Consider the following 24,064-nt stretch of genomic DNA (forward strand, 5'->3'; position numbering starts at 1 on the left):
TATTATCACTCCTTAACATGGAAAGTAGCCTTGATTTTAAATACATCAATACAAGGTAGCTCTAATATATCTTTAATACCTGTATGTATTTTAATACCTTCTAAAAACTTTTTAATCTCTTCTTTCGAGACAGCTGTAACCGTAAACCATAAGTTATAATCATTATTTCTTTCATAATTATGTGTAACACCTCTATAATTGCTTATAAAATTTGCTACCTCCATGATTTTCTCTTTAGGCACTTTTATGGCACATAAAAGGCTGTAATACCCTAATTTTTTAGAATCAAAAATCCCTCCTATTCTCCTGATATATCCTTCAGCTTTTAAGTTATCAATTCTATCAATAACTTCCTTTTCATTAAGGTTAAGTTTATATGCAATTTCTAAAAATGGTTTAGTAGTATTTAAAGGAAATTCAGTTTGTAGCAAATTAAGCATTTCTTTTCTTTCCTTATCTAACACCTTTAAGCCTCTCCTCTTTAATAGAATGTAAACACCAATTATCTTCTGCCATAATATCCCCATCATTATAAAAAGTTGCACGTGCTCTACACCCACCACAAGCTTTTTTATAATTACAAATACCACATTTGCCTTTATAATCTATAGTTCTTAATTTCTTAAACGTTAAGTTATCTTTCCAAATTTCACTAAATGGTTTTTCCCTAACATTGCCAATAGGCATATTCAGATAAGCACATGGCTGAACATCTCCAATAGGACTTATTATGCAATAACTTATTCCAGCTAAACATCCTTTTTTAAATCTGGTTTTTACTTCATTTTCTGCTGCAATTCTCATAAACTGAGGTGCACAAGTAGGTTTTAACTCTATAGATACCTCTTTTTGCTTTAACATGATATTCTTTAATGTTTTTTCATACTCTCCCCTACTTAGTGCTTCAGCTTCTATGTTTTTTCCTCTTCCTGTTGGTACCATAAAAAATATATGATGCGCTACCGCACCCATACTAACAGCAAAATCTGTTATATCTAATATTTCATCCTTATTCCATTCCATTACAGTTGTATGTATCTGAAATGGCAATTTTACTTTTTTGCAATTTTTCATTCCCTCTATTGCTTTTTTCCATCCACTTGAATGATTTCTAAAATCATCATGTTTTTTACAATCTAAGCTATCTAAACTTATTCCCACACCCATAACCCCTGCTTCTTTTAATTTTTTAGCCACTTCTAAAGTTATAAGCGTACCATTACTCCCAAGTACTGCCCTTAATCCAATTTTTCTCGCATATTCTATTAATTCATAAATATCATTACGCATAAGTGGTTCTCCACCTGAAAAAATCATTATTTTAAAGCCAGCTTTTACCACCTCATCTAAAAGTTTTTTTCCTTCTTCAGTGCTTAATTCCATTTTAGCTTCATTGCCAGAATCTCTGTAACAATGTTTACAATACATATTACATTTATTCGTTGTGTTCCATGACATAATCATAAAAATGACCTCCTCAAATTAACTTTGCAGACTTAGGTACACCTATTTCATCATTAGTTAGATAGCAAGCTGGATCTGACGCCCAAAAGTCACCGGTTACAGCTTCAGCTCTTGTTCTGAAATTTCCATTACAAATATCAATCCACTTACACTCACTGCATCTTCCTTTTAGAATATTTTTTCTATTTCTTAGTCCTGTTATAATAGGGCTAGAATTATCTGACCAAATGTCACTAAAATTTCTATTTTTTACATTTCCTAATGTATACTTAGCTGTAAATTGATCTGGATGAACCTCTCCTTTATAATCAACATTTGCAATGGCTATTCCTGATCGATTTCCACCATTAAACTTCATAAGCCTAAGAATATTATCTGCTGAATTAGGATATTTTTTTCTAGCCGTCATATAAAGATAAACTGCATCAGCGTGGTTATCTACTGTAAGTATCTCTACTCTATTCCCTAATTCCATAGTTTTTTTAATAATTAAATCCATTGCTTTTCTAGATTGCTCACTGGATACATCCTCGTCAATCATAGAACTTCCTCTCCCTGAATACACTAGATGATAAAAACAAACACGATTAATTTTTTCATCCTTAATTAGGCTAAATATATCTTCTAGTTCATTATAATTATGCTTATTTATAGTAAATCTAAGTCCAACTTTTTGCCCTACTTCCTTGCAATTTCTAATTCCATTTAATGCACTTACAAAAGCCCCTTTTGATCCTCTAAACTCGTCATGCCTTTCTCTCATTCCATCTAAACTTATACCAACATATCCAACTCCACATTCTTTAAGCTTAACCGCAGTTTTCTTATCAATAAGCGTTCCATTGGTTGAAATTGTACTTCTAATGTTACATTCCTTTGCATATTTAATTAATTCAAATAAATCCTTTCGAAGTAATGGCTCTCCTCCTGAAAATAATATTACAGGAACCTTAAATTCACGCAAATTATTGATGAATTTCTTTGCCTCATCAGTACTCAGTTCCTCTTTATAGGTTTTACTATCAGAATTTGCATAACAATGTTTACATTTTAAATTACACGTTCTAGTGCAATTCCATACAACTACAGGTCCAACCCCTTCCCTAACACCATTTTTTTGTATATTGGCCCCACGAACATATCTTAATTTATCTCCAAAACTCTCAGTTCCACATAATAACCTAGATACTCCTATCATATTTTAACTCTCCAATTGTTTTTCTTATATATTTCCCAATTCATCATTTAAATAAACCTATAATAAAATGAAAATAAAAAAAGCCATGTTTTTATAATTCATGACTTTTTTAATATTTTACGGCTACTGTGTGCAATTTAAAAAATTAACCTTTGAAGCATTAGAGGATATTTCATTAATCATAACAAATTTATATCCATCTTGTTTGAGTTTTGGTAAAACATTTTTTAAAGCATTAATCGTCTTTAGAGGACAGGCTTTTGCCCCCCTTCCATCGTGTAATAGTATTATGTCTCCAGGTCTCACTTTGTTAATAAGTTTATTTTTAATATAATCTTCACTTACTAGTCTACTCCAGTCCATTGCATGTATTGACCATAATACAACTTTTAAGTTATTTGTTTTTGCGCAATGAAATGTTACTAGATTAAAAATCCCCCACGGAGGTCTAAAAAATCTAATTTTTAAATTAAGTTCATTCATGATTCTCACAGACTTAGAAAAGTCTTCTTTTGTTTTATTTGGAGGCCTAAAAATAGCATTCATATGTTTAAGGGAATGTAGTCCAATATAATGTCCATCCTTTTGTATTTGCTTAATTATATTGGGGTATTTCTGAGCGCTTTCTGCAAGAACAAAAAAAGTGCATTTTACATTATTTTTTTTAAGTACATTAAGAAGTTCCAGAGTATATCTTGGATCAGGTCCATCATCAAAAGTAAGAGCAACTACTTTTTCTTTTGACGGGATTCTCTTTATTATTTTTTTTGAAAATTTTCTATAATACAAGTTAGGTAATATTATATAGCTCGTTATTACGCAAAAAATAAATAATTTCATTTTATACCTATCCCTCTATCTATGTATTATTGCAAAATCAGCAATAACAACATCTTTATGTCTATTTATACGACTTTTTTATTAATTATATACTCAAAATATTAAAATAAGGTTAAATCTGTGTTTTAATTTTTTACTTTTTATACAGGAATGAATATAATAATATATGATTGTATTATTTATCTACTATTTGAGAGAAAAATTCATATTAACTAATGAAGGAGACATAAAATAAAAATGAAAAAAACTAAATTATTTCAATATGGTTCCATGGGTAGCTTATTAGCTGGATTATTTGAAGGTACCCTATCTATTAATGAATTGCTAAAACATGGAGATATTGGTATAGGAACCTTTACTGATTTAGATGGAGAACTTATAGTACTTGATGGCAAAGCTTATCAAGCCCGTGAAGATGGCAGTTTTGGCTTTGCTAAAGGTGACCAAACAGTTCCTTACTCAATAGTTGGAACTTTTGAAGAATATAAAACACTTGTTTTAAAAAATAGTGTATACTCGGATACATTAAAAGAAATGATTTTATCACATTTAGACAGTAAAAATGTTTTTTCTATGCTTAAAATAACTGGAGAATTTCAACACGTTCACGTTAGAACAGTGCCAAAACAAGAAAAACCTTATCCTAAACTAATTGATGCAACTAAAGTTCAACCAGAGTTTAATATTGAAAAATGCAAAGGTACAATTATTGGTTTTTATATGCCTGAGTTATATTTAGGTATATCTGGTTCTGGTTTTCACTTACATTTTATAAATGACGATAAGAATTTTGGAGGACACTTGTTAGATTTCACATTAAATTATGGAAATTTACAATATCAAACCACAGAAAATATTGAACTTCATTTTCCTATAAACAATTCTGATTTTATGAATAATAACTTTAATTACAATAATCTAAAAGCTGAATATTCTTCTGCAGAAGAATAAGTTTTTAATTTTTAACAGTATAAAATATACAAGCCGTCATCACTATTTACTTTGTAGAAGATGACGGTTTATCTTATTTACTTTATATGCTTGTTAAAAAGCCCCTTTAATTTTTGCCCAAGCTTCATCAAACTCTGATTCATTACTTATACGGAATTCAGGTGCGACATCAAACAAGGCTTCATAAATGATTCTCATCATTTTTTCAAAATCAAATTGCCCATCTTTTATATTCCAATTAGATGTCCCGTGAAAAGCTTGCAAAAACAGAATGAATAAAAGTTTATTATCCATGCCTGTTCGAAATTCCCCTGAATCTTTACCTTTTTGTATCATAGGAAGCACAGTGTCGTATAAAATTTTTATTTTTTCATCCTTAAATGCACTAACTTTTTCAGAGATGTCTTTTATAGAAAGCTGCTTAAAAATCTCAGGACCAGAAGTTGTCACAAAGTCAATTAAATGTTGGAAAACTATCCACACCTGCTCAACATAATTTTCAGCATTCATAATACGGGCAAAAATTTCAGGAGTAATTTCATTTTCAAAATTATAATACTCCTCTAGCAACTCATCTTTAGATTTAAAATGGTAATAAAATGTATGCTTATTTATTGATGCAGCACTACATATTTCATTAATTGTTACGGCATCAAACCCTTTTTCACGAAATAAAGGAATTGCTACCTGAATAATTCGTTGTCTTGTTTTTATCTCAGCCAAAAGAAGCCCCCCTATAGAATTTGTTTATCCATTCGCTACCATCCGTAGAACTCCCACTTCTGAAAGTGGATAGTTAACGGCTGCTACGCGCTGGACTTTAGTTCAACTAACACTCAGATGTGGTCAACCCAAAACCCCACCTGAGTGCAAGTTTCACTTTATTATAGAATATCACGTTTTTTAATTTATCGTCAATTTAATCTCAAATGTATTGACAAATTTATTACACCACAATATCATATTTATTATACCTCGGTTGCAAAATATTAAATTATGCATTTTGCAAAAAAAGCCTTAGGTAAACTAATTATATGAGGAGTGATTTATATGTTAAACAAAAAAACTGCCGTTATTACTGGTGCATCTAGTGGTATTGGTCGTGCCATTGCAAACAGTCTAGCTAAGGATGGCATGCATGTTTATATTACTGGGCGAAATAATGAGAAGCTTGAACTTGTTCGTTCCCAAATCGAAAATTCTGGCGGAAGTGTCAGTGCCAGTGCTTTTGATATACGAGATATAAATAAACTTCAAGATTTTATTAAGAGGGCAAAAGAAGAAACTGGACGTTTGGATGTAATGGTCAACAATGCTGGCCTACACATTCACGGCAAAATAGCTGAAACTGATCCAGAAAGCTGGCGTGAGATGATTGATGTTAATATTTTGGCACTGCTAGCTGGTTCACAATCAGCTATTCATGCAATGCGCCAAAACTCCGAAAATGGAGGAGGAAATATCATAAATATTTCTTCTGGTAATGCCAAAGAACCTGGAAAGGATTTTTACAGTTCCACAAAACACATGGTAAATTCACTCTGTGAAGCATTAACTCAAGAGCTTGCAGATGAACCAATACAAATAACTAATATTATGCCTGGTGCAGTTGCCACTAATTTCGGACGAAGTGCGGATCCTGCTATGATACAAGGACTTGCTTCAAAACTTGGAATTAATGCAGAAATCAAGAAGGGCCAGCACCTTTCTGATGAACTACTTAATCGCATACACTCAGCCATGGAACAAATCTTTTTAAGCCCAGAAGACATAGCAAATGCCGTAGTATATGCCCTAAAGCAACCTAAAAACGTTGTTATGCGCGAAATGTACATGTGCGCTCCAAAAGTTTATTTAGGGAAAGATTTTTCTTTCTAAACAATGGTTAGTCTTGATGGTTCAGTTTTAAACGTAGCTATACCAGGAATAGTTAAATATTTTGGTAGTACCTTGTCAACTATGCAATGGACTATAACCGGATATGCGCTTTCTCTTGCTACTGTTATTCCTTTAGCTGGCTGGATTACCGACCGATTTGGTGCAAAACGAATTTTTATTATTGTTATTGGATTATTCACCATAGGTTCATTTCTCTGCTCTCTCGCTACTTCTCCTAGTCAACTAATTATATTTAGGATTATTCAGGGTATTGGAGGTGGCATGGTTATACCTATAGGCTTAGCAACTATTTATCATTTAGCACCAAAAGAAAAATTAGGCTCCTTAATGGGTTTATTAGGTATGCCGCTGTTACTTGCACCTGCTATTGGTCCTGTTGTTTCCGGTTATATTTTACAATATAGTTCTTGGCAGTGGATTTTCCGTATTAATTTGCCTATTGGAATTATAGCTATTTTAATAAATATTAAATACTTACCAAATTTTCATAGAAAAACTGTGCCCTCACTTGATATTCGGGGAATGTTACTAGCACCTATTGCCTTTGCAATGCTAGTTTACGGTGTAAATGAAGGAAGCAAAAGTTGGTCTTCCATCAATACCATCACAGGTTTAACAGTAGGCGGTATTGCACTAGCTATTTTTATTTTTGGGGAGTTACACCAAAAGCAGCCTTTAATTGAACTTAAAGTATTTGGTGCTTCGGAATTCACTCGTGGTATAATTGTATTATGGACTTTTCAGATTGTGTTTTTTTCAGTACTTATACTGGCTCCTTTATTTTTACAGTATGTTAAAGGTTATAGTTCACTTAACACAGGATTTATGCTTTTGCCACAGGCTCTTGCAATGAGTATTATGATGCCTATAAGTGGACATTTATTTGATAAGATTGGAGCAAAATACTTAGCACTTATTGGAACAGCACTTGGTACTATAGTATTGTTTATGCTTTCTAGAATATCTGCTGATACAAGTGTAACCTATATTGTAACATGCCTTATAATGCTTGGTATAGCTGGAGGACTTACTGTAATGCCACTTAATACCCATATTCTTAACGCAGCCCCTGAAAATTTAGTAAGTAGAGTTACTCCACTTACAGGAGCTTTTCAACAAATCATTTTATCTTTTGCCACAGTCATAATGACAGGTTTTTTGACTTCACGAACCACTTATCATCTAACTAATACTATGAATAAGCTAAATGCGGTTATTTTTTCCTATGACGATACGTTTTTACTTTGCTGCAGTATAGCTGTTATTGGAGTTATTTTCAGCCTTTTTGTTGGCAAATCAAAGAAAGTGTAACTTATTGTTGCGATTTAAATAGCAGGTTATAGTTCAGATTTTACCTGCTATTTAAATCACAATTTATAAATCTATATCACTGGTAGCTTTTGTCTACTTATATCCGTTTTCCTTACTTATTGCCTCATCTCTAATTTCTTTTCTCATACCATCAAGTGCTTCTTCTCTTCTCTCATTTTTTTCTGTTAATGTTTCTTTCGTTCTTTTGTCATCTGTTTTTTCAATCAATTCCTCTGTTCCTCGAACATTTTCAATTGTTTTATCAATATTATATTGAATTTTATCTACATTATCTCTTCTGTCATCTGGTTTATTTCTCATAATTTTATATCTCCTTTATCTTATTTAATTAAGGTATATGAAACGTAAACACCTTTCTTTTTATTATGTCTATGAATCCCATTTTTATGCTACAAAAACAAACTGATTCAAAGAATAAAAATCACATTCTCACTTTAAATGTAATTTTTACGTCATGCAACAATTTTATATATATAAAATAGACAGCCATCTCCAGCTGTCTACTGCACCTTAGAGATTTTCATTGTTCTTAATATCCTTGCGTGTTATCGCTAGGTAGCAAACAAGTCCAAGTATTATAATTGCTAATCCAAGACTTACCGCCCCAGTTCCAAGTCCAAGACCACCACGACTCGAAGTCACCCCCATCCAATCTGCAAATGAAGCCCCTAGCGGACGTGTAACTATGTAGGCAAACCAGAATGTGAAAATCTCATTTATACCAAACAACGAGTAAGCCAGAGCCGGGATAGCAATCAAGATTGTAAACAGTACTCCTGAGAATAAATAACCAAAGTTCATGGTTGTGGCAGTCATGTCTCCAACAGCGGTTCCAAGTGCAAACGTAGCCAATACGGTAGCCCAGTAAAAAAATTCACGACGCCGAGTATATACGCTATGTATAGATAGAGTCTTTTCACTCAAATACCATGTTACAAATATAATTACCAAAGCAACAACAAAAAATATACTTGAAACAATATATGGAATTCCAAATCCAACATGCAAAACATCAGCAGCCATTGTACCAAAAATACTTACCATAACTACATTTAACCAATAGATCCATGCCACATATCTACGTACTGAGAATTGTAGTGCCAATGAGGCTACTAGCCCAAATCCAGCTATTGCTACAGCAATTACAGGATTTAGCTGATGTGCCAGATAGTCAGATGCTACCTCGCCCATTCCTGTAGCTAACACTTTTATAATCCAGAAATAGGCCGTAATTTCTGGAACCTTATTATGTTTAGACTGCAATATCATCTTCTTTATTACCTCCATTTTTCTTTAATAATATCCATTAGAATGTACGAGAAATGTTGCTTTATAATTGGTAATTTTCCAAAGAAATATCCTCCTCATAAATGTTGTAATGTTTTTCATTATGGATACTAAAAATTAAAATTGCATTAAAAACTTTTAAAAAAATTAAGATATCGTATTTAATAAATTCGAATGGATACATAAATAAAGATGATGTTATTACAGATCAAACCGCTTCAATAGATTTGACAGTGGCAAAGTTAAAATTTTACATAAAATTTAACTTCTTTTATATTTTTGACAATCAAAAAATAATAATACTGTTATTATTTAGTATTGTATTTATTTATAGCCTTTTTTCTTAACTTAACGCCAAGTGTTTCTTTTACAAATCTATCAATGATTTCTTCTTTAGTAGCCTTTCCTTCAACAATATTTATATTATATCTCTTACATAATTTACTTAAGTCAGATTTCTTTATATCACAAGTTTTTATATAAGCAATTGCACCTTTAACACTAGTCATAACTATTATACGTTTATATATTTCATCATTAGTCATAATTTTTGATTAATGGCTAACTGTACATTATTATACAGTTCCATTAAATTTCCACTCCCTTCAATCTTTGATTTTTTCAATCTCTACTATCCACGTAAAATTTACAATATGTTCGCTATGAATTTTACACCCTAATAAATTAATACATTTTTCTAATTCTTCTAAATTAGTATAGTATTTGTTATCAATTGCACTCCACAAATCTTGTCGCCCTTTACCATACAAGTTATTTTTACATTTCTCCCTTTCAATGTTATTTTCAAACATAAAATCTGAAATAATAATTTTACCATCATCTTTTAGATATTCTAACATGTATTTAATTGCTTCTTTTTTTTCATCATCTTTTATACTATGAAAAGCATACGTTGTTACCACAATATCCACATCATTTTTTCTAAAAGGCTTATCTAAAAAATTACCTAATTTAAATTTCATTTTATTATATTTTTCTTTAGCATATAATATCATTTCTAAACTTTGGTCTATTCCTATTACATCCATTTTATCACTTAATTCACCACATAAATTAGCAGTTCCACAACCTATGTCAACTACACTTAAAGCCCCATTTTTAATTATTCTGCTTCTTATTTCAGATAAAATATCATCATATTTTTCAAATAAACCTAATTCATCATTTTCTTTATCTTTAACCATTTTATCAAATCTTATTGCCTTGTTATTAGATTCCATCATGTCTTTCCTCCTTTGTAGAAAATTTTAAGACTAGCCTAATGTCAATAATATGCTAAGCTAACCTACTTTTAAATTGTTACACAAACACTTAAAAACTACAATAGGATGCGCTTAATAAATGTACATAGCTTTTTTTAACTCTTGCATTATATATCTTTTAGATATATAATGCATATATCTTTTAGATATATAGGAGTGAATTAAAATGATGAATGAACTTTTTATTTTAGGTGAATTAATGGAAGAACCTCAAAGTGGTTATGATTTACGTAGTGCCATGCAAGCTTCTTTAGGACGCCATCGTAAAATCAGCTATGGCGTAATTTATCCTCTACTTGAAAAATTAGAGAAGGACGGTCTTGCAGAAATAACCGATGTGAGCTCAGAAGGAAAAATTAAAAAAATCACTACCATTACAGAGAAGGGTAAAAAACGTTTTTTTGAACTAATGAAACAGCCTGTACCAAATGGCGCACATAATGCTGATATTTATTTAATAAAACTTGACGTTATGCAGCATCTTTCTCTAGATGAACAATTTGCTCTATTGGATGAGTTCTATAAAGAACAAAAGTACATTATAGAAGATACACAATATTCACTTAAAAGATTAACCGAGAAAGATTCAAAAGATCACTGGTATGCAAGTAAAAAGCTAGAGTTAAGACTACAAGAGGCCAATGTGGCACTTGAATGGATTGAAAACTTTAAACAAGAACTAAAGAAAGAATGGTGAAAAGAATGTCAAAAGAAATAAAAATAGCCTTATTAATGGCTGCTAGTCTCTTTATGGAGATTTTAGACGGAACAATTGTAACTACTGCACTCCCTAAAATGGCTCAATATTTTCATACGGGTTCGTCAACAATTTCTCTACTAGTCAGTGTTTATTTGATTACCGTTGCAATTTTTATACCGTTAAGTGGATGGATGGCCAATCGATTTGGAAAAAAGAGAATTTGGATTATAGCTGTTGTTATATTTACTGTTACATCCTTAAGTAACGCATTAGCACCCAATTTTTATTTTCTATTGTTAATGAGAATTTTACAAGGAATTTCTGGAGCACTCATGACTCCTACTGCAAGACTAATTGTCTTAGAAAAGACACCAGCCTCAAAGTTGCTCAAAATGATTAGTTACCTAATTTGGCCTGCATTAATAGCTCCTGCAATAGCACCACTGGTTGGCGGCTTTATTGTTACCTACTGGACTTGGCAGTGGATTTTCCTTATTAATGTTCCAATAGGTTTAATTATTACATTAATAGGTATAAAACTAATTGATACAGACAATTTGAATAAATCATCTGCTTTTGATCTATTAGGTTTTATAGAAATTGCCTTTTCCTCTGGAATAATTCTAGTCGGAGCCGAACTAGCAACTCATGGAAAAAATTATTGGTTTAGTGCTTTAATATTAATAGTTTTAGGAATTATATTAGGCATTATGGTTTTCAAACATTTGAAAACATCACCCAATCCGTTATTTTCACTTGATTCGTTAAAAATAACTTCTTTTAGAATCTGCCAGACAAGTGGTTCTATTTTGTGGTTATGTGTTGGGGCATTACCTTACATACTAACAATTTTTTTACAAACTGTCTTTCATTGGTCTGCAGTAAAAGCAGGCAGTTATGTATTATTCATTTTTATTGGAAATATTGGAATAAAACCTTTTACGAACCCAATTATTCGTAAACTAGGCTATAGAAATGCCTTATTATCCTCTTTTGGAATGGTGTTTATTACATCGATTGCTTTAGCATTTATTCATACCAATACTTTTCCTATTTGGATAATGTTTCTCGCATTAATTTCAGGTGTAGGACGTTCATTAGCCTTAACTGCCTACAATGGATTAAGTTTTTCTGAAATAGCCCCTGAAAATCGAAATAGTGCAAATACTATAAATGCTGTCACTTCAACATTGGCCCAAGGAATGGGAATATCCCTTATTACGGTTATTGTTAATTTACTACAAATTTTCGTTTCAATTACTACTGCATATGAACTAGGTTTTATATTTCTTGCTCTATTGATGTTATTTCCAGCAATTGAAGTACTCTTTCTACCTAAAAATATTGGACATGCTACAATCAGATAATCCTCTTAAACTTTCAGATATTAAAAATAATTTATGTATATATATATTATTTTTGATTATGAAGAATGTTGTTATTATTGTAACTTTATTTATATAAAAACATACAATACAAATATAAATAACTTTATTTCTCGGAGGAGTATATGTTTTATAGAAATGAAAATGACACTTCTACTTTAGACACTAAAAAACAAGATGATGCAACTACTCAATATACACAACCTATAGGAGATACTATTGATACTATTAATTCTTCTATGTACGATGATAACCAATCAATGAATTGTCCTTTTATGAATAGACAAAGGCCATCTTATCCTGCACAACAACAACCTTATCCTAGACGTCGTAGACGCCGTAGGAATCGTAGGCGCCGTAGACCATTTCCTTTTTTCCCATTTATTTTTGCTTACCCATATCATGATGATTACTATGATGATTATTATGACGATTATTATGACGATTATGACGATTATTATGACGATTATGATATGTATTAATACTAAAATAATACAAAATGATACTATAGCAAAAGGGGAACGTTACTCAACGTTCCCCTTTTGCTATAGTATCATTCTAAAAATAACCAAGTCATAACTTAGCTATTTTTCACGTTCCTGAAATTTATTTTTCCAAAATCATTACATTTTAATATTTAAATTCCATGTTAACCTCTAACCACCTGTAATAGTATTATCAAAACTACATACATATAGTAAAAAGGAGATGTTATATATTATGGCAAACAAAAGTAAAAATAAAATATCAACAAAAGAAGCCTTAAATAAACTTAAACTTGAAGCTGCTCAAGGAGTTGGAATTCCGTTTGAAGGAAGACCTAATGAAAATGTTATTCCAAGCCAAAATGCTTCTGTCACTGTAACCACTAAAAAACACTTTAAATAAATTTTATTTTTTATTTAATCTATATTGCACACATGCCTAGGCTTGTGTGTTTAATTTTTTGTCATTTTTCAAATATCTTTAACAACCGTAAATAATGATTTGCTTCACGTAAAGTATGATCACCTAATAATGGTATTATTATTGACTTAATCTTGCATTCTATCAATCCTTGGGTACCTTGTGCTTTAAATTTACTTATTTCTACAGTTGCTTTTAGGCTATCATCTGTAACTTTTGAAATGGGCATTGTATTCTCCATAGCTTCTCTCGCTTCTTTTGTCAATTTATCAAACTCATTTCCAAAGTTATTTGCAATATCTATAAGTTCATTTTCAGTTGGATCCAGAAGTCCACGAATAAATTTTGAGTGCTCAGCCATAATTCTATTCCAGAATGTTTCTTGTTCATAAGCCTCTCGTTCTAAATTAATTTGTTCACGATTTTGCAATCTTTGAACTATAGAAAAATAAAATTTTGCTTCTCTCATAATATGATCTATAAGTAAAGGATAATTAACTGTAAATATCCTACAGGACAGAACATCTGATAATACCATAGCCTTAAACTGTATTAAGGATTTAACTAAATCCTTTGATCTTTCATTAAGCATGTATACTCTTCGCTCAAGAACATTACTATCTCCTTTTATATTGCTACCCTTTAACCCTTCTTCTGCTTTCGTCAAACCAGTCGCAATATTTATTCCTGTAAAATATGACGAAACCATTTCAGCCTTTAGAGTAAACGGGGTTACCACTTCACCAGACTTCAGTACATTAGGCCTAACAACACCATTAGAAAGCGATACAACATCTGCTAAAAATCTATCGAAGGCCCTTCTAAATGAATCCGCTTCATCAATAAACCTTGAATTCTTTTGTGTAAACCCTGCTTCTAAAAAAAATGAATGTTCTTTCATAATTCGTGCAAAGAAAAGATGTAATTCAAGAGATTGTTGTATAAAACTAATACCTGATAACATAATCTACCTCACTTAATATAATAATTATTAACTTTTATTTAATATACTAATTAAGCTTTAAAACTATTACCTATGGTACGTTATATAATATAGCATTACACAATTAATTTTTTACAATAACATCCTCAATAATTCCATATATTTATAACTTTAAATCTAAAATATATTAGCATCTTTTTTATTTGGCCATTCTCCTCTATGCTTCAGAGTATTAAATGCTGGTCCTTCCACATTACTACCATCATAGCTAAATCTAGAACCATGACAAGGACAATCCCAAGTTTTTTCTGCTTCATTCCATACTAATTCACAACCTAAATGAGTACAGGTTATATCAACCATATGCAAATCACCTTTCTCATCACGATATGCACCAACCTTCTCACCATCAACGATAATTATTTTAGCTTCACCAATATTAATTTCTACATCTTTAGGCGCTTGAGCAATTTTACCCTTTATAAGCTCCTCTGCTACATCCACATTTTCACATACCAATTTTGTACCTGAAGCGGATATATCAAATCTGGATGGATTATACACTGGTGACCATGGACTTTCTCCTTTTACAATTAAATCTGTTAATATATTTGCTGCTGCTGTACTGTTAGTCATTCCCCACTTGCCAAAACCTGTAGCCACAAATATATTAGAAGTTTTAGATGAACAATACCCTACATAAGGGACATCATCTACAGTCATGCAATCTTGTGTAGACCATCTATATAATATTTCTTCTAAATGAAAAGATTTTTTTGCAAAATCACCTAAATTTTTATAATGTATTTGGGTTTGACTCTGGTTACCTGTTTTATGCTTTCCTCCACCTATAAGAACAATTTCACCATCTTCATCCTTTTGAGAACGAAGAGAATGTACTGGATCTTCAGCAGTTATAAACATGCCCTCTGGAAATTTTTCTTTAATTTTAATTCCAAGTACATACGATCTTTCTGGATATATCCTTGCAAAATACATTGATCTTCCATCATAACAAGGAAAATGTGATGCAATAATAACTTTATCTGCAATTACCTTTTTCCCTTTTTCCGTTAATACTGTACACTTATCTGCCTCTTTAATATCCACAACCTTAGTGAATTCAAAAATTTCACTCCCACTTCCAGGTATTTCTTTTGCTATTGCAAGTAAATACTTTAAGGGATGAAATTGAGCCTGATTATCAAATTTAATAGCAGCTTTTATATTAAAAGGAAGTTGTATATTATCCTCATAAGATGCTTTTATTCCTAGCCCTCTAGCAGCCTTTACCTCATTTTCAATTTTTCCTATATAATAATCGGATTGAGTATATACATATGCAGGACGCCAACAAAAATCACAATCAATGTTTTTTTCCTTTACCAAATTTGCAATAAATTTAATAGCTGATTCATTAGCTTCTGCATATTGCCTTGCTTTCTCTTCTCCAAATTTAGATATTATTTTATCATAAATCAAATTATGCTGTGAAGTTATCTTTGCAGTTGTATGACCTGTCGTACCATGAGCAATCCTGTTAGCCTCTAGTATGGCTACCTTTAGACCCTTATTCTTTAAAAGGAATGCCGCAGTTAATCCAGTTATTCCACCACCAACTATAGCAACATCAACATTTATATCATCTTTTAAAGTATGATATTTTATTCCATTTGTAGTTTCAATCCAATATGGTTCATGAATGCTAGAAAAAACATCTAAATTATACACTTTTTCACTTTCCATTTTAACCTCCATATTTAAACTTTTTACTGTATTGTCTGTATAAATATCACGGTTTATACTTAAAAATTTTAAGTATATAGGTAAATGAATCATTTAAGATAAAAGCAATTTATGCAAAAAAGTCTAAAGATATATCTGCAAATCTTGTAAGAAAACTTTTACGGACTTTACTAATTCTGCGACCTATAAAAGTAAGAAAACATTGGATAAGTGGCTTAAATACGCTAAGTGGATGAATAGGTTTAATGGTGTTGCAACAAAATACATAAGTAATTATATTAAGTGGTTCAAATGGCTTCAAGTATTTGATAAAGATATAATAAAGGCTAAAAACTTTATAGTTCAAAGCAATGTAGCATATTCATATACCAAAGTAAAAGATTTAAAAAATAGAGAACCAATGTATGCGTAATATTTTGTAATTTATGTTATAATAAGTGTTATACAGGACTATAATCTAATGAACAATAGTTAGAAAAGACGAACTAACTAAAATAGAAATGTTATAGAGCAAAAAACTAAAAGGTGGGGTAAAATGAATGCATTTTTGACAGTAATACCACTAATACTTATTAGGTATGGGATTTTAAGTATAATAGACAAAGAATCACTTAAACGTGCGGGTTTCTTTGCTCCATTAATCGGAAGAGAAAAAGTAGCATTCTGGGTTTATCAAATTACAACCGTCCTTATTTTACTATACCTATTATTACTCAAAATCAAAACTAACTCTGATTGGTTTTACATAGGTTTAGTAATATATAGTTTAGGAATTATTTTATATGCTGTATCTGTAGTAAATTATGCTAAGCCTAAAATGAATGGAATAAATTTAAACGGATTATACCGAGTATCCCGCAATCCTATGTACATTGCATATTTTATTTATTTTTTAGGGTGTGTATTGCTAACACATTCGTTGATATTACTTGCATTATTAATCGGTTTTCAAGTATCCGCACACTGGATTATTCTTTCAGAAGAAAGATGGTGTATTAAGAAATTCGGAGAAGAATATATAAAATATATGAACAAAGTGAGACGTTATATTTAGACAGGTATGCTATAACTCTATTATTCAATTTATGGTTTGTGTTCTTCTTATATTATTCACCAAGGAGAAAACTTGCAATTTCATAAATTTCTAATATTAAGCATTATAGGTGGACAATCCAACCTATAATTTTTTAAGGCTATATTTCAACATTATATTAAAACATAGCCTTATGTAAAAGTAAATAAGTGGTAGCGATTTGGCTATTCTTGTCTTTTACTTATTTATTTCTAAAACATCCATTATTTTATCTGCTTGTTGCTGTGTGATAGTTTTATTTTCTACTAATTTATTTAAAGTCTCTTTTGACTTTTCTTTACTTTCCTTACCCACATTGTTTACGTTTGACATAAGAGCATTCAATATTGTTGTAGCCTGATCTTTAGTTATTGTGGCATCATTTACTAATGTTTGAAGTGCACTATCATAGCTTTTTTTAACTTGGTCTTTATTGGGTTCCTTTTCAACTAATTTTTGTGCTGAATTTTCAGAATTAGAATAACTTCTATTATTGCATCCAGAAATTAAACATACCGGTATAACAAAAACTAACAGTATGATGGCTGGCTTTTTTAAAGTTTTAAGTTTTATCACTTTAAAACACTTCCTCTATAAATATTTTATTTACATAACCTACCTGCTGTTAGTATGTCGTAATCTTCTATATTTATGCACTACTAATATAATAGCGTGCCTTCGATTGTACTTTTTTTATGTAACTTTTTATATACTTATAACATAGTATATAATACAGACATATTTATTATTTCGTTACCTACTTAATAGGAAAAAATCCCATTGGCTACTACTTATTATTGTTTAAAATATTATAAATGTATGATAGATTTAATAGTGAAATTTTAATATATGTCTGTATATTTTTATGATTTTTGGATATAATACTTTTTAAATACATGCTTGTATTTTATATAAATTTTACATTGAGTTTACAAAAAAAGAAAGCCTAAGATTAATCCTCCTGGGCTTTCTTTTTTATGTCTTATAATTTTTTAACTTAATAAAAACATGTGTACCTACAATTTATTATTATTCTTTTCATTTATGTAAATATCAAGTGCTTTAATTCCTCTTTTAGCAAGTTTTACAAACAGCACGAACCCATAAATAAAAAATCCCAATAAAACTAAAATAATTATTAGATTAATTATGCTGATAATTCCAGTAGCATACATACCTTGCATACAAAGTTCTCCTTTCTAAACCGATAGTTGTATTGTAATATTTTACTATAGTTGCCTAACTTTTATGAATATTATATCACATTATTATTGATAAACTTTATTTTACATTTTTTATTTTTTCAGTAAGTCTCTTATTTCTCGAAGTAATAAAACCTCCTCGGACGGTTTTAATTCTGTTTCAACAATTTCTGATTTCTTTTCTCTTTTAAGCTTATTTATTAATTTTATAAATAAGAAAATAGAAAACGAAACAATTAAGAAATCAATACTATTTTGAATAAAAGTTCCATAGTTAATGGTAACTGCTGAATCTTTTCCGTGAGCTTCTTTAATGACAACTTTTAAATATGTAAAATTAACTCCGCCAGTTAGTGTAACTACTAATGGCATAATTATATCATTTACCATAGAGGTAACTATTTTGCTAAAAGCACCTCCAATAACAACACCAACAGCCAAATCTACTACATTTCCTTTAATTGCAAATTCCTTAAATTCCTTTAACATAGTAGCCTCCTCCTAATAAACTTTCATTTTATCTTCAGAAAATATTTTTTGTATAAGTTATTATCCTATAAAACATTAACAATTACAATTGCAATTATGTAAAAGAAAGAACAATGTTAATTTTACATAAACAATCCTAATATTTAAGTCATTAATATTGAATTTAGGGCTGTAATTTACTACAATTAAGTTTGACTAACAAAGGATGGTGAAATTATAAATGACAATTATACAAACTTTAATATTAGCAATTGTACAAGGAATAACAGAATTATTTCCTATTAGTAGTGCTGGACATTCAGTACTTACTCCTTATGTTTTAGGTTGGAAGCTTGACCCTGTATTCTTAAAGGAAAAGTTTCTTCCATTTGTAGTTATGATGCACTTAGGTACATCTATCGCACTTTTTATCTTCTTTTGGAAAGATTGGAAAGAGATAATAAAATCTATTTTTGACAGTAAAGATTCTAAAAAATTATTATTTTTAATTATTGTAGGAACAATCCCAGCAGCAATAATAGGATTTATTTTTGAAAAGAAATTAACAGCATTATTTGGAAGTGCCCTAGTTGCCTCTATATTTTTAATTGTAAATGGAGTTATATTATTTGTAGGTGAAAGTACTGCTTCAAAGGGTAAAAAAGATATAGAAGATTTAAGTTACAGCCAAGCTGCAATAATAGGTCTATTTCAATCATTGGCACTTATTCCTGGTTTTTCAAGGTCTGGTGCTAGTATGACTGCTGGGTTTGGTATGGGTCTAAAACATGAAGAATCAGCTAGATTTTCAATGTTACTTGCTACTCCTATTATAGGCGGAGCAGCAATACTTGAAGTGCCAAAACTATTTAAATCCGCTAATCGTCCACTATTACATACTTCTATTATTGGAGGAATTGCAGCTGGTATATGTGCCCTAATAAGTGTTACTATATTGATGCGCTGGTTTAATAAAAAGGAAGTTAATGCTATGCGTCCATTTTCTTTTTACTGTTGGATAGTTGGAGGATTGATTTTAATATCACATTTTATTTAGAATTACAATAAATTTTTATATTTTATCAAGCCATAAAACAGCAATTTTAAATAATCCTTTATAAGAACGTATCGAAAGGTACGTTCTTTTCACAAAAAAATTGAACCTCTCACATTATGTGAAGGCTCTTATATAATGTAATTTATACTTGCCTCATTGAAATATTTTCTTATATTTTCTTTAAAAAATCTTTTCATATAATTTATTTCTTCATCTTTGTAAAGGTATTTACCATATCCAAATTGACCAAATTTAAATTTTCTTGTCTCCTCTTCCATAGGTAATATTGTTTTTGGATATACTGTTAAGATATTCTCTTTTGCCCTTTTAGTAAACCTATGAGATATTATTTCAAAAGAGATATGCGAATTGATAAAGTTACTTCCAATTTTATCTATGATACCTTTATATTCGTCTTCCCAATTAGGATACAAAAACACAGGTGCAATTATAAATCCCAAATTATATCCAGCATTTAAAACTTTCATTGCTGCTTTAATTCTATCCTCTACTTTAGGAGTCCCATGCTCAAATTGTTTTATAATTTTATTTGTATTTACACTAAATCTTACGGTTGTTCTTCCATTATGAGTTAAATTAAGAATATTCTCTACATCTGTAAATTTAGTTACAAATCTAAAATATCCGTTATTACTTTTCCCAAAATGAGTTATAGCTCTTCCAAGATTTCCAGTATACGGTTCAACAGGAATCGGATCAGAAGTCGCTGCTCCTTCAAATATTGTAGCGTCTGGTAATCTATCTTCAATATATTTATCTGCATTGTTCAATATTTCGTCTATGTTTACATAAACCTTAGTATATGGCTTTTTACCCATTTGCGTATTAAGATAACAATACTCACACATCCCCATACATCCGCTTACTAATGGCAACTGATAATGTGCTGATGGTTTACATGATTGAAATTTATAAGATTTTCTTACCCCTACTACCAAAGTATTCTTCCCCTCAAAATACATTTTAGAAGCCGTATCTTCTGGTATTTGTGTCACCCTTCCACTTTTAGAATATATTAATTGTATATCTTTATCTTTAAAATACTCTAAAATATCTCTTCCTGTTTTGTATTCTAATGCTGCTTTTTCAAATATAATTCTTTTAGGTTGAAACAATATTATTCACCTCAGAAATAGTATGCTTATATACTAAAAAATAATACTATAAAAAAATAGCACTTGGAATTAACCAAATGCTTAAAATATATTAAAGGGGTAATCATGTAGGTAATTATAGCACTAAGCTTTATTTTTTGCAACAATTTTAATCTATTTTATGTTAATTATTGTTTAATAAAAAAATAGCACCTGGAATTAACCAAATGCTTAAAAATATATATTAAAGGGGTAATCTTTATGTTTACATTGTAGTGTTTATTTATGACAGTCTTATGTCAAATTTAAGTATAGTCTGTAAAGATTTAATTACCCACTGCAATAAGATAATTTTTATATATCCATTTATTTAAAAACATTTATATATTCGTTTGCTTGACTTGGTGTTAACACGCCATCTACCCTTATTAACACATTATTTTTTTGTTCTATGTATTGTGTTAACATAGGCATTGATTTAATAACAGTTTCTAGATACTTTTTCCTGCTATCTGCATCTGCTTTATTCTTAAATAATTCAATAGAACAATCAACATTAGAATTTTGTGATCTACTATCACTCCATGTAATTTTTTCAGTATATTGGTTTGGTCTTCCTAAAAGTTTATTAGGATCATTTTCTGCTGTTACAGTACTTATATTGGTCATGTATTGTCCTTCTTTTTCTTTTAGTTTATTTACAACCAATTGTGCGGTAACTTTTATTTTAGGTTTTGCCTTTGCCTTTTTAGAATTACTTGCTACAGTATTAGTGCCACATCCTGCTAATAAAATAAGTGCTAATAAGCACAATGTTAAAATTTTAATATGTCTTTTCATGATTTTAAGTCACTCCCTATAAAGAATTTTCTATTATATTGTAACAAATAATTCACAAATTAACAATATATGAATGCCTTTACAATTGTCTGCCAAACCGCAGATATGAAGTTAAAATGCGTTGTTTTTATGTAAAAACATAAATAACACAGACTTTCTTTAAAACATTGATATAACTGAATCCTATAGAGACATAAGCATTAGGGCTGTTGGTTTAAATATCTGTTATAAAAATGATAATTTATGAGTTTATGTAAGCATGATATACTTTAAGTATATCAATAGACCAATGTGATTAATTTGGTTTTGAGTTGTATTAATTTATATTAAACGGAGGTAGGAATATATGAATACAGATTTTCATATCATTGACATGGAGACATGGCCAAGAGCACAAACATATACTTATTTTACAGAAACAGTATCAACACTTATTTATTCTATTAGCATAACAATGGATGTCACAATCCTTAGAAATACATTAAAAAGTAAAGGATTGAAATTCTTTCCTACATATCTTTACCTGGTAACCAGAGCTATTAGAAAACAAAAGGAATTTCTTATGGCAATTCAAGATGATGTGTTAGGATATTGGGATTGTCGAGCTCCTTTTTACCCAATATTGCATGAGGATGACAAAACAATAACATTTCTTTGGACAGAATATGATGATGATTTTGAGGCATTTTATAAAATTTATATTTCAGACATGGCACAGCATGGAGAGAGTCATGGTATTATGTCATCAAAGGGAACACCACCTTCTAATAACTATATCATAGCTTGTAGTCCATGGTTTACTTTTAATAGCTTGTCCATGCATTTGCAAAATGCAAAGAATTATTATGCACCAATCTTTGAATCTGGAGGATTTACTGAAGTGAATGGTATAATTACTATGCCTTTATCTATTACTGTTAATCATGCTGCAGTGGATGGCTATCACATAAAGATATTTTTAGATGAATTACAATGGACAATGAATCATCCTGAAGAATGGATTAAAGGTGCAGAAGTTTATCATAAATAATAAATATTACTATTTTATAACCAATTTTACTAAATGTTAGCCATCTCCATTTAAGCCTTTAACTTTACTGTTTATATTTTAGAATCGTGACAATAATTAAGATGTAGCCAAAATTAAACATTGTCCATATAAGGTCGTGCGAAAGGTGGGTTCTTATCAATACTTATTTTCCTTCATATAGAATTGTTTCAAGTTCATTCTTTTTAAACATACAATAAGACTTAACTGTGTTTAAAAGTGTGTTAAAAGCAAAATACAAGCTTCATTACATTTCTGTAAATCAGCTTGTATTAATGGTTCTGGTGCACCCAGGGAGACTTGAACTCCCGGCCCCCAGATTCGAAGTCTGTAACTCTATCCAACTGAGCTATGGATGCATATATTATTGTATTGTATTAAAATAAGCTCAGACCTAAACCATAAGTTTAACTCTAAGCCTTTTCTTCTTTTGTTTATATGGAGCGGGTGAAGGGAATCGAACCCTCGTAATCAGCTTGGAAGGCTGACACTCTACCATTGAGTTACACCCGCATGTATGGAGCGGAAGACGAGATTCGAACTCGCGACGTTCACCTTGGCAAGGTGACGCTCTACCACTGAGCCACTCCCGCAAAATTTAATATTACTTAAGTAATTTACATTCTATGTTTTAATCTATAGGAATTCGAATTCTTGTGTTTAAACAATAATATTGTAACATAACTAATTAATTGGTGCAGGTGAAGGGACTTGAACCCCCATGCCGTAGGCGCTAGATCCTAAGTCTAGTGCGTCTGCCAATTCCGCCACACCTGCACATTGGTGGCTTACCGGGGAATCGAACCCCGGACAACATGATTAAAAGTCATGTGCTCTACCAACTGAGCTAGTAAACCATATTTAATTTTGGCTGGGATGGCAGGATTCGAACCTACGAATGCAGCAGTCAAAGTGCTGTGTCTTACCGCTTGACGACATCCCAATATTTAATTTAAATGGGGTGGATAAAGGGACTCGAACCCTTGACATCCAGATCCACAAACTGGCGCTCTACCAACTGAACTATACCCACCATATGGTGCGCCTTCAGGGACTCGAACCCTGGGCACCCTGATTAAGAGTCAGGTGCTCTACCAACTGAGCTAAAAGCGCATATAATATTTAATAAGTTTTTAATGGTGCGTTTTAAGGGATTCGAACCCCCGGCCCACGCCTTAGAAGGGCGTTGCTCTATCCAACTGAGCTAAAAACGCATCTTTTGGAGCGGGTGAAGGGAATCGAACCCTCGTAATCAGCTTGGAAGGCTGACACTCTACCATTGAGTTACACCCGCATATTTTTATGTGGTCGGGGTGACAGGGATTGAA

General features: G+C 30.9%; 26 protein-coding genes, 10 tRNA genes and 2 pseudogenes. 12 read left to right on the top strand and 26 right to left on the bottom strand.

What is annotated here, in order from left to right; genetic code table 11:
• Positions 1-5: 5 nt before the first annotated feature.
• The 4 genes from ahbA to B8978_RS05000 all read right to left on the bottom strand — a co-directional run bounded on the left by ahbA (position 6) and on the right by B8978_RS05000 (position 3,502).
• A complete protein-coding gene (gene ahbA / locus B8978_RS04985; protein ID WP_242950481.1) occupies positions 6-464 on the bottom strand; it encodes a siroheme decarboxylase subunit alpha in 459 nt (152 codons plus the stop codon).
• Positions 454-1,464: a putative heme d1 biosynthesis radical SAM protein NirJ2 gene (nirJ2, locus tag B8978_RS04990; RefSeq protein WP_084114336.1), complete on the bottom strand. Its 1,011-nt coding sequence runs from the start codon at positions 1,462-1,464 to the stop codon at positions 454-456. Before nirJ2 ends, ahbA begins: the two co-directional genes overlap by 11 nt.
• 13 nt (positions 1,465-1,477) lie before the next feature.
• The gene (gene nirJ1, locus B8978_RS04995) at positions 1,478-2,662 is read right to left on the bottom strand and encodes a putative heme d1 biosynthesis radical SAM protein NirJ1 (RefSeq protein ID WP_084114338.1); all 1,185 of its coding nucleotides are present in this window, start codon (positions 2,660-2,662) and stop codon (positions 1,478-1,480) included.
• Between the two features lie 123 nt (positions 2,663-2,785).
• Positions 2,786-3,502, bottom strand: a complete 717-nt coding sequence (locus tag B8978_RS05000) for a polysaccharide deacetylase family protein (protein ID WP_084114340.1) — start codon at positions 3,500-3,502, stop codon at positions 2,786-2,788.
• 237 nt (positions 3,503-3,739) lie between these two features.
• Between B8978_RS05000 and budA the strand changes: the two genes are divergently transcribed.
• Positions 3,740-4,453 carry an acetolactate decarboxylase gene (budA, locus tag B8978_RS05005; RefSeq protein WP_084114342.1) on the top strand — a complete coding sequence of 238 codons (714 nt, stop codon included), beginning with the start codon at positions 3,740-3,742 and terminating at the stop codon, positions 4,451-4,453.
• Positions 4,454-4,546: 93 nt separating this feature from the next.
• Here the strand turns inward: budA and B8978_RS05010 are convergent, their stop codons facing one another.
• Positions 4,547-5,176, bottom strand: a complete 630-nt coding sequence (locus tag B8978_RS05010; protein ID WP_139795967.1) for a TetR/AcrR family transcriptional regulator — start codon at positions 5,174-5,176, stop codon at positions 4,547-4,549.
• Positions 5,177-5,503: 327 nt separating this feature from the next.
• On the opposite strand from B8978_RS05010, the gene B8978_RS05015 reads away from it, so the two are divergent.
• On the top strand, positions 5,504-6,331 hold the full coding sequence (locus tag B8978_RS05015; protein WP_084114344.1) for an SDR family oxidoreductase: 828 nt from the start codon (positions 5,504-5,506) through the stop codon (positions 6,329-6,331).
• A 3-nt stretch (positions 6,332-6,334) separates the two neighbouring features.
• The gene (locus tag B8978_RS05020; RefSeq protein ID WP_084114346.1) at positions 6,335-7,663 is read left to right on the top strand and encodes an MDR family MFS transporter; all 1,329 of its coding nucleotides are present in this window, start codon (positions 6,335-6,337) and stop codon (positions 7,661-7,663) included.
• 93 nt (positions 7,664-7,756) lie between these two features.
• Here B8978_RS05020 and tlp read toward each other — a convergent pair whose 3' ends face one another.
• From tlp to B8978_RS05040, 4 genes are all read right to left on the bottom strand, one after another.
• Entirely contained in the window at positions 7,757-7,984 is a 228-nt protein-coding gene (gene tlp, locus B8978_RS05025; protein ID WP_084114348.1) for a small acid-soluble spore protein Tlp, read from the bottom strand.
• Positions 7,985-8,194: 210 nt separating this feature from the next.
• Positions 8,195-8,971 carry a COG4705 family protein gene (locus B8978_RS05030; RefSeq protein WP_084114350.1) on the bottom strand — a complete coding sequence of 259 codons (777 nt, stop codon included), beginning with the start codon at positions 8,969-8,971 and terminating at the stop codon, positions 8,195-8,197.
• A gap of 308 nt (positions 8,972-9,279) precedes the next feature.
• Positions 9,280-9,516 (bottom strand): hypothetical protein, encoded by a 237-nt coding sequence (locus tag B8978_RS05035; RefSeq protein ID WP_139795968.1) that lies wholly within the window; start codon positions 9,514-9,516, stop codon positions 9,280-9,282.
• A gap of 60 nt (positions 9,517-9,576) precedes the next feature.
• A complete protein-coding gene (locus tag B8978_RS05040; RefSeq protein WP_242950482.1) occupies positions 9,577-10,215 on the bottom strand; it encodes a class I SAM-dependent methyltransferase in 639 nt (212 codons plus the stop codon).
• A gap of 205 nt (positions 10,216-10,420) precedes the next feature.
• Between B8978_RS05040 and B8978_RS05045 the strand changes: the two genes are divergently transcribed.
• The 4 genes from B8978_RS05045 to B8978_RS19465 all read left to right on the top strand — a co-directional run bounded on the left by B8978_RS05045 (position 10,421) and on the right by B8978_RS19465 (position 13,227).
• Positions 10,421-10,951, top strand: a complete 531-nt coding sequence (locus tag B8978_RS05045; RefSeq protein WP_084114354.1) for a PadR family transcriptional regulator — start codon at positions 10,421-10,423, stop codon at positions 10,949-10,951.
• 5 nt (positions 10,952-10,956) lie between these two features.
• A complete protein-coding gene (locus B8978_RS05050) occupies positions 10,957-12,321 on the top strand; it encodes an MFS transporter (RefSeq protein WP_084114356.1) in 1,365 nt (454 codons plus the stop codon).
• A gap of 143 nt (positions 12,322-12,464) precedes the next feature.
• A complete protein-coding gene (locus B8978_RS05055) occupies positions 12,465-12,821 on the top strand; it encodes a hypothetical protein (protein ID WP_084114358.1) in 357 nt (118 codons plus the stop codon).
• Positions 12,822-13,059: 238 nt separating this feature from the next.
• On the top strand, positions 13,060-13,227 hold the full coding sequence (locus tag B8978_RS19465; protein ID WP_139795969.1) for a small, acid-soluble spore protein, alpha/beta type: 168 nt from the start codon (positions 13,060-13,062) through the stop codon (positions 13,225-13,227).
• Positions 13,228-13,288: 61 nt separating this feature from the next.
• Here B8978_RS19465 and B8978_RS05060 read toward each other — a convergent pair whose 3' ends face one another.
• Positions 13,289-14,209, bottom strand: coding sequence for a DUF2935 domain-containing protein (locus B8978_RS05060; protein WP_084114360.1), 921 nt, complete (start codon positions 14,207-14,209; stop codon positions 13,289-13,291).
• A 156-nt stretch (positions 14,210-14,365) separates the two neighbouring features.
• A complete protein-coding gene (locus tag B8978_RS05065; RefSeq protein ID WP_084114362.1) occupies positions 14,366-15,934 on the bottom strand; it encodes an FAD-dependent oxidoreductase in 1,569 nt (522 codons plus the stop codon).
• 127 nt (positions 15,935-16,061) lie between these two features.
• Between B8978_RS05065 and B8978_RS20580 the strand changes: the two are divergent.
• From B8978_RS20580 to B8978_RS05075, 3 genes and pseudogenes are all read left to right on the top strand, one after another.
• Positions 16,062-16,169 (top strand): annotated as a pseudogene (locus tag B8978_RS20580) (IS1595 family transposase); the annotation flags it as partial.
• A pseudogene (locus B8978_RS05070) lies at positions 16,158-16,346 on the top strand (IS1595 family transposase); the annotation flags it as partial. The pseudogenes B8978_RS20580 and B8978_RS05070, both read left to right, overlap by 12 nt.
• Positions 16,347-16,469: 123 nt before the next feature.
• A complete protein-coding gene (locus tag B8978_RS05075; RefSeq protein ID WP_084114364.1) occupies positions 16,470-16,988 on the top strand; it encodes a methyltransferase family protein in 519 nt (172 codons plus the stop codon).
• Positions 16,989-17,204: 216 nt separating this feature from the next.
• Here the strand turns inward: B8978_RS05075 and B8978_RS05080 are convergent, their stop codons facing one another.
• The 3 genes from B8978_RS05080 to mscL form a co-directional block, all read right to left on the bottom strand.
• Positions 17,205-17,582 (bottom strand): hypothetical protein, encoded by a 378-nt coding sequence (locus B8978_RS05080; RefSeq protein WP_084114366.1) that lies wholly within the window; start codon positions 17,580-17,582, stop codon positions 17,205-17,207.
• A gap of 440 nt (positions 17,583-18,022) precedes the next feature.
• Positions 18,023-18,190 (bottom strand): hypothetical protein, encoded by a 168-nt coding sequence (locus tag B8978_RS19745; RefSeq protein ID WP_176212612.1) that lies wholly within the window; start codon positions 18,188-18,190, stop codon positions 18,023-18,025.
• 111 nt (positions 18,191-18,301) lie between these two features.
• Positions 18,302-18,697: a large-conductance mechanosensitive channel protein MscL gene (mscL, locus tag B8978_RS05085; RefSeq protein WP_084114368.1), complete on the bottom strand. Its 396-nt coding sequence runs from the start codon at positions 18,695-18,697 to the stop codon at positions 18,302-18,304.
• A gap of 220 nt (positions 18,698-18,917) precedes the next feature.
• Here mscL and B8978_RS05090 point away from each other — a divergent pair, with 220 nt between their 5' ends.
• Positions 18,918-19,733, top strand: a complete 816-nt coding sequence (locus B8978_RS05090) for an undecaprenyl-diphosphate phosphatase (protein ID WP_084114371.1) — start codon at positions 18,918-18,920, stop codon at positions 19,731-19,733.
• Positions 19,734-19,861: 128 nt separating this feature from the next.
• Here B8978_RS05090 and splB read toward each other — a convergent pair whose 3' ends face one another.
• Positions 19,862-20,869: a spore photoproduct lyase gene (splB, locus tag B8978_RS05095; protein ID WP_084114373.1), complete on the bottom strand. Its 1,008-nt coding sequence runs from the start codon at positions 20,867-20,869 to the stop codon at positions 19,862-19,864.
• A gap of 345 nt (positions 20,870-21,214) precedes the next feature.
• Positions 21,215-21,688: a hypothetical protein gene (locus tag B8978_RS05100; protein ID WP_084114375.1), complete on the bottom strand. Its 474-nt coding sequence runs from the start codon at positions 21,686-21,688 to the stop codon at positions 21,215-21,217.
• A gap of 346 nt (positions 21,689-22,034) precedes the next feature.
• On the opposite strand from B8978_RS05100, the gene B8978_RS05105 reads away from it, so the two are divergent.
• Positions 22,035-22,718 (top strand): CatA-like O-acetyltransferase, encoded by a 684-nt coding sequence (locus B8978_RS05105; RefSeq protein ID WP_084114377.1) that lies wholly within the window; start codon positions 22,035-22,037, stop codon positions 22,716-22,718.
• Positions 22,719-23,018: 300 nt separating this feature from the next.
• Here B8978_RS05105 and B8978_RS05110 read toward each other — a convergent pair.
• The 10 genes from B8978_RS05110 to B8978_RS05155 form a co-directional block, all read right to left on the bottom strand.
• Positions 23,019-23,095 (bottom strand) — tRNA-Arg (locus tag B8978_RS05110).
• Between the two features lie 80 nt (positions 23,096-23,175).
• Positions 23,176-23,249, bottom strand: a tRNA-Gly gene (locus B8978_RS05115).
• Positions 23,250-23,254: 5 nt separating this feature from the next.
• Positions 23,255-23,329, bottom strand: a tRNA-Gly gene (locus tag B8978_RS05120).
• A gap of 100 nt (positions 23,330-23,429) precedes the next feature.
• A tRNA-Leu gene (locus B8978_RS05125) sits at positions 23,430-23,513 on the bottom strand.
• Positions 23,514-23,517: 4 nt separating this feature from the next.
• A tRNA-Lys gene (locus tag B8978_RS05130) sits at positions 23,518-23,593 on the bottom strand.
• Positions 23,594-23,604: 11 nt separating this feature from the next.
• Positions 23,605-23,679, bottom strand: a tRNA-Gln gene (locus tag B8978_RS05135).
• 14 nt (positions 23,680-23,693) lie between these two features.
• Positions 23,694-23,769: transfer RNA gene (locus B8978_RS05140), tRNA-His, on the bottom strand.
• Between the two features lie 4 nt (positions 23,770-23,773).
• Positions 23,774-23,849 (bottom strand) — tRNA-Lys (locus B8978_RS05145).
• A 24-nt stretch (positions 23,850-23,873) separates the two neighbouring features.
• Positions 23,874-23,950 (bottom strand) — tRNA-Arg (locus tag B8978_RS05150).
• 6 nt (positions 23,951-23,956) lie between these two features.
• Positions 23,957-24,030: transfer RNA gene (locus B8978_RS05155), tRNA-Gly, on the bottom strand.
• Positions 24,031-24,064: the final 34 nt, after the last annotated feature.

The organism is Clostridium acidisoli DSM 12555, from assembly GCF_900176305.1.
Taxonomy (GTDB): domain Bacteria; phylum Bacillota; class Clostridia; order Clostridiales; family Clostridiaceae; genus Clostridium_I; species Clostridium_I acidisoli.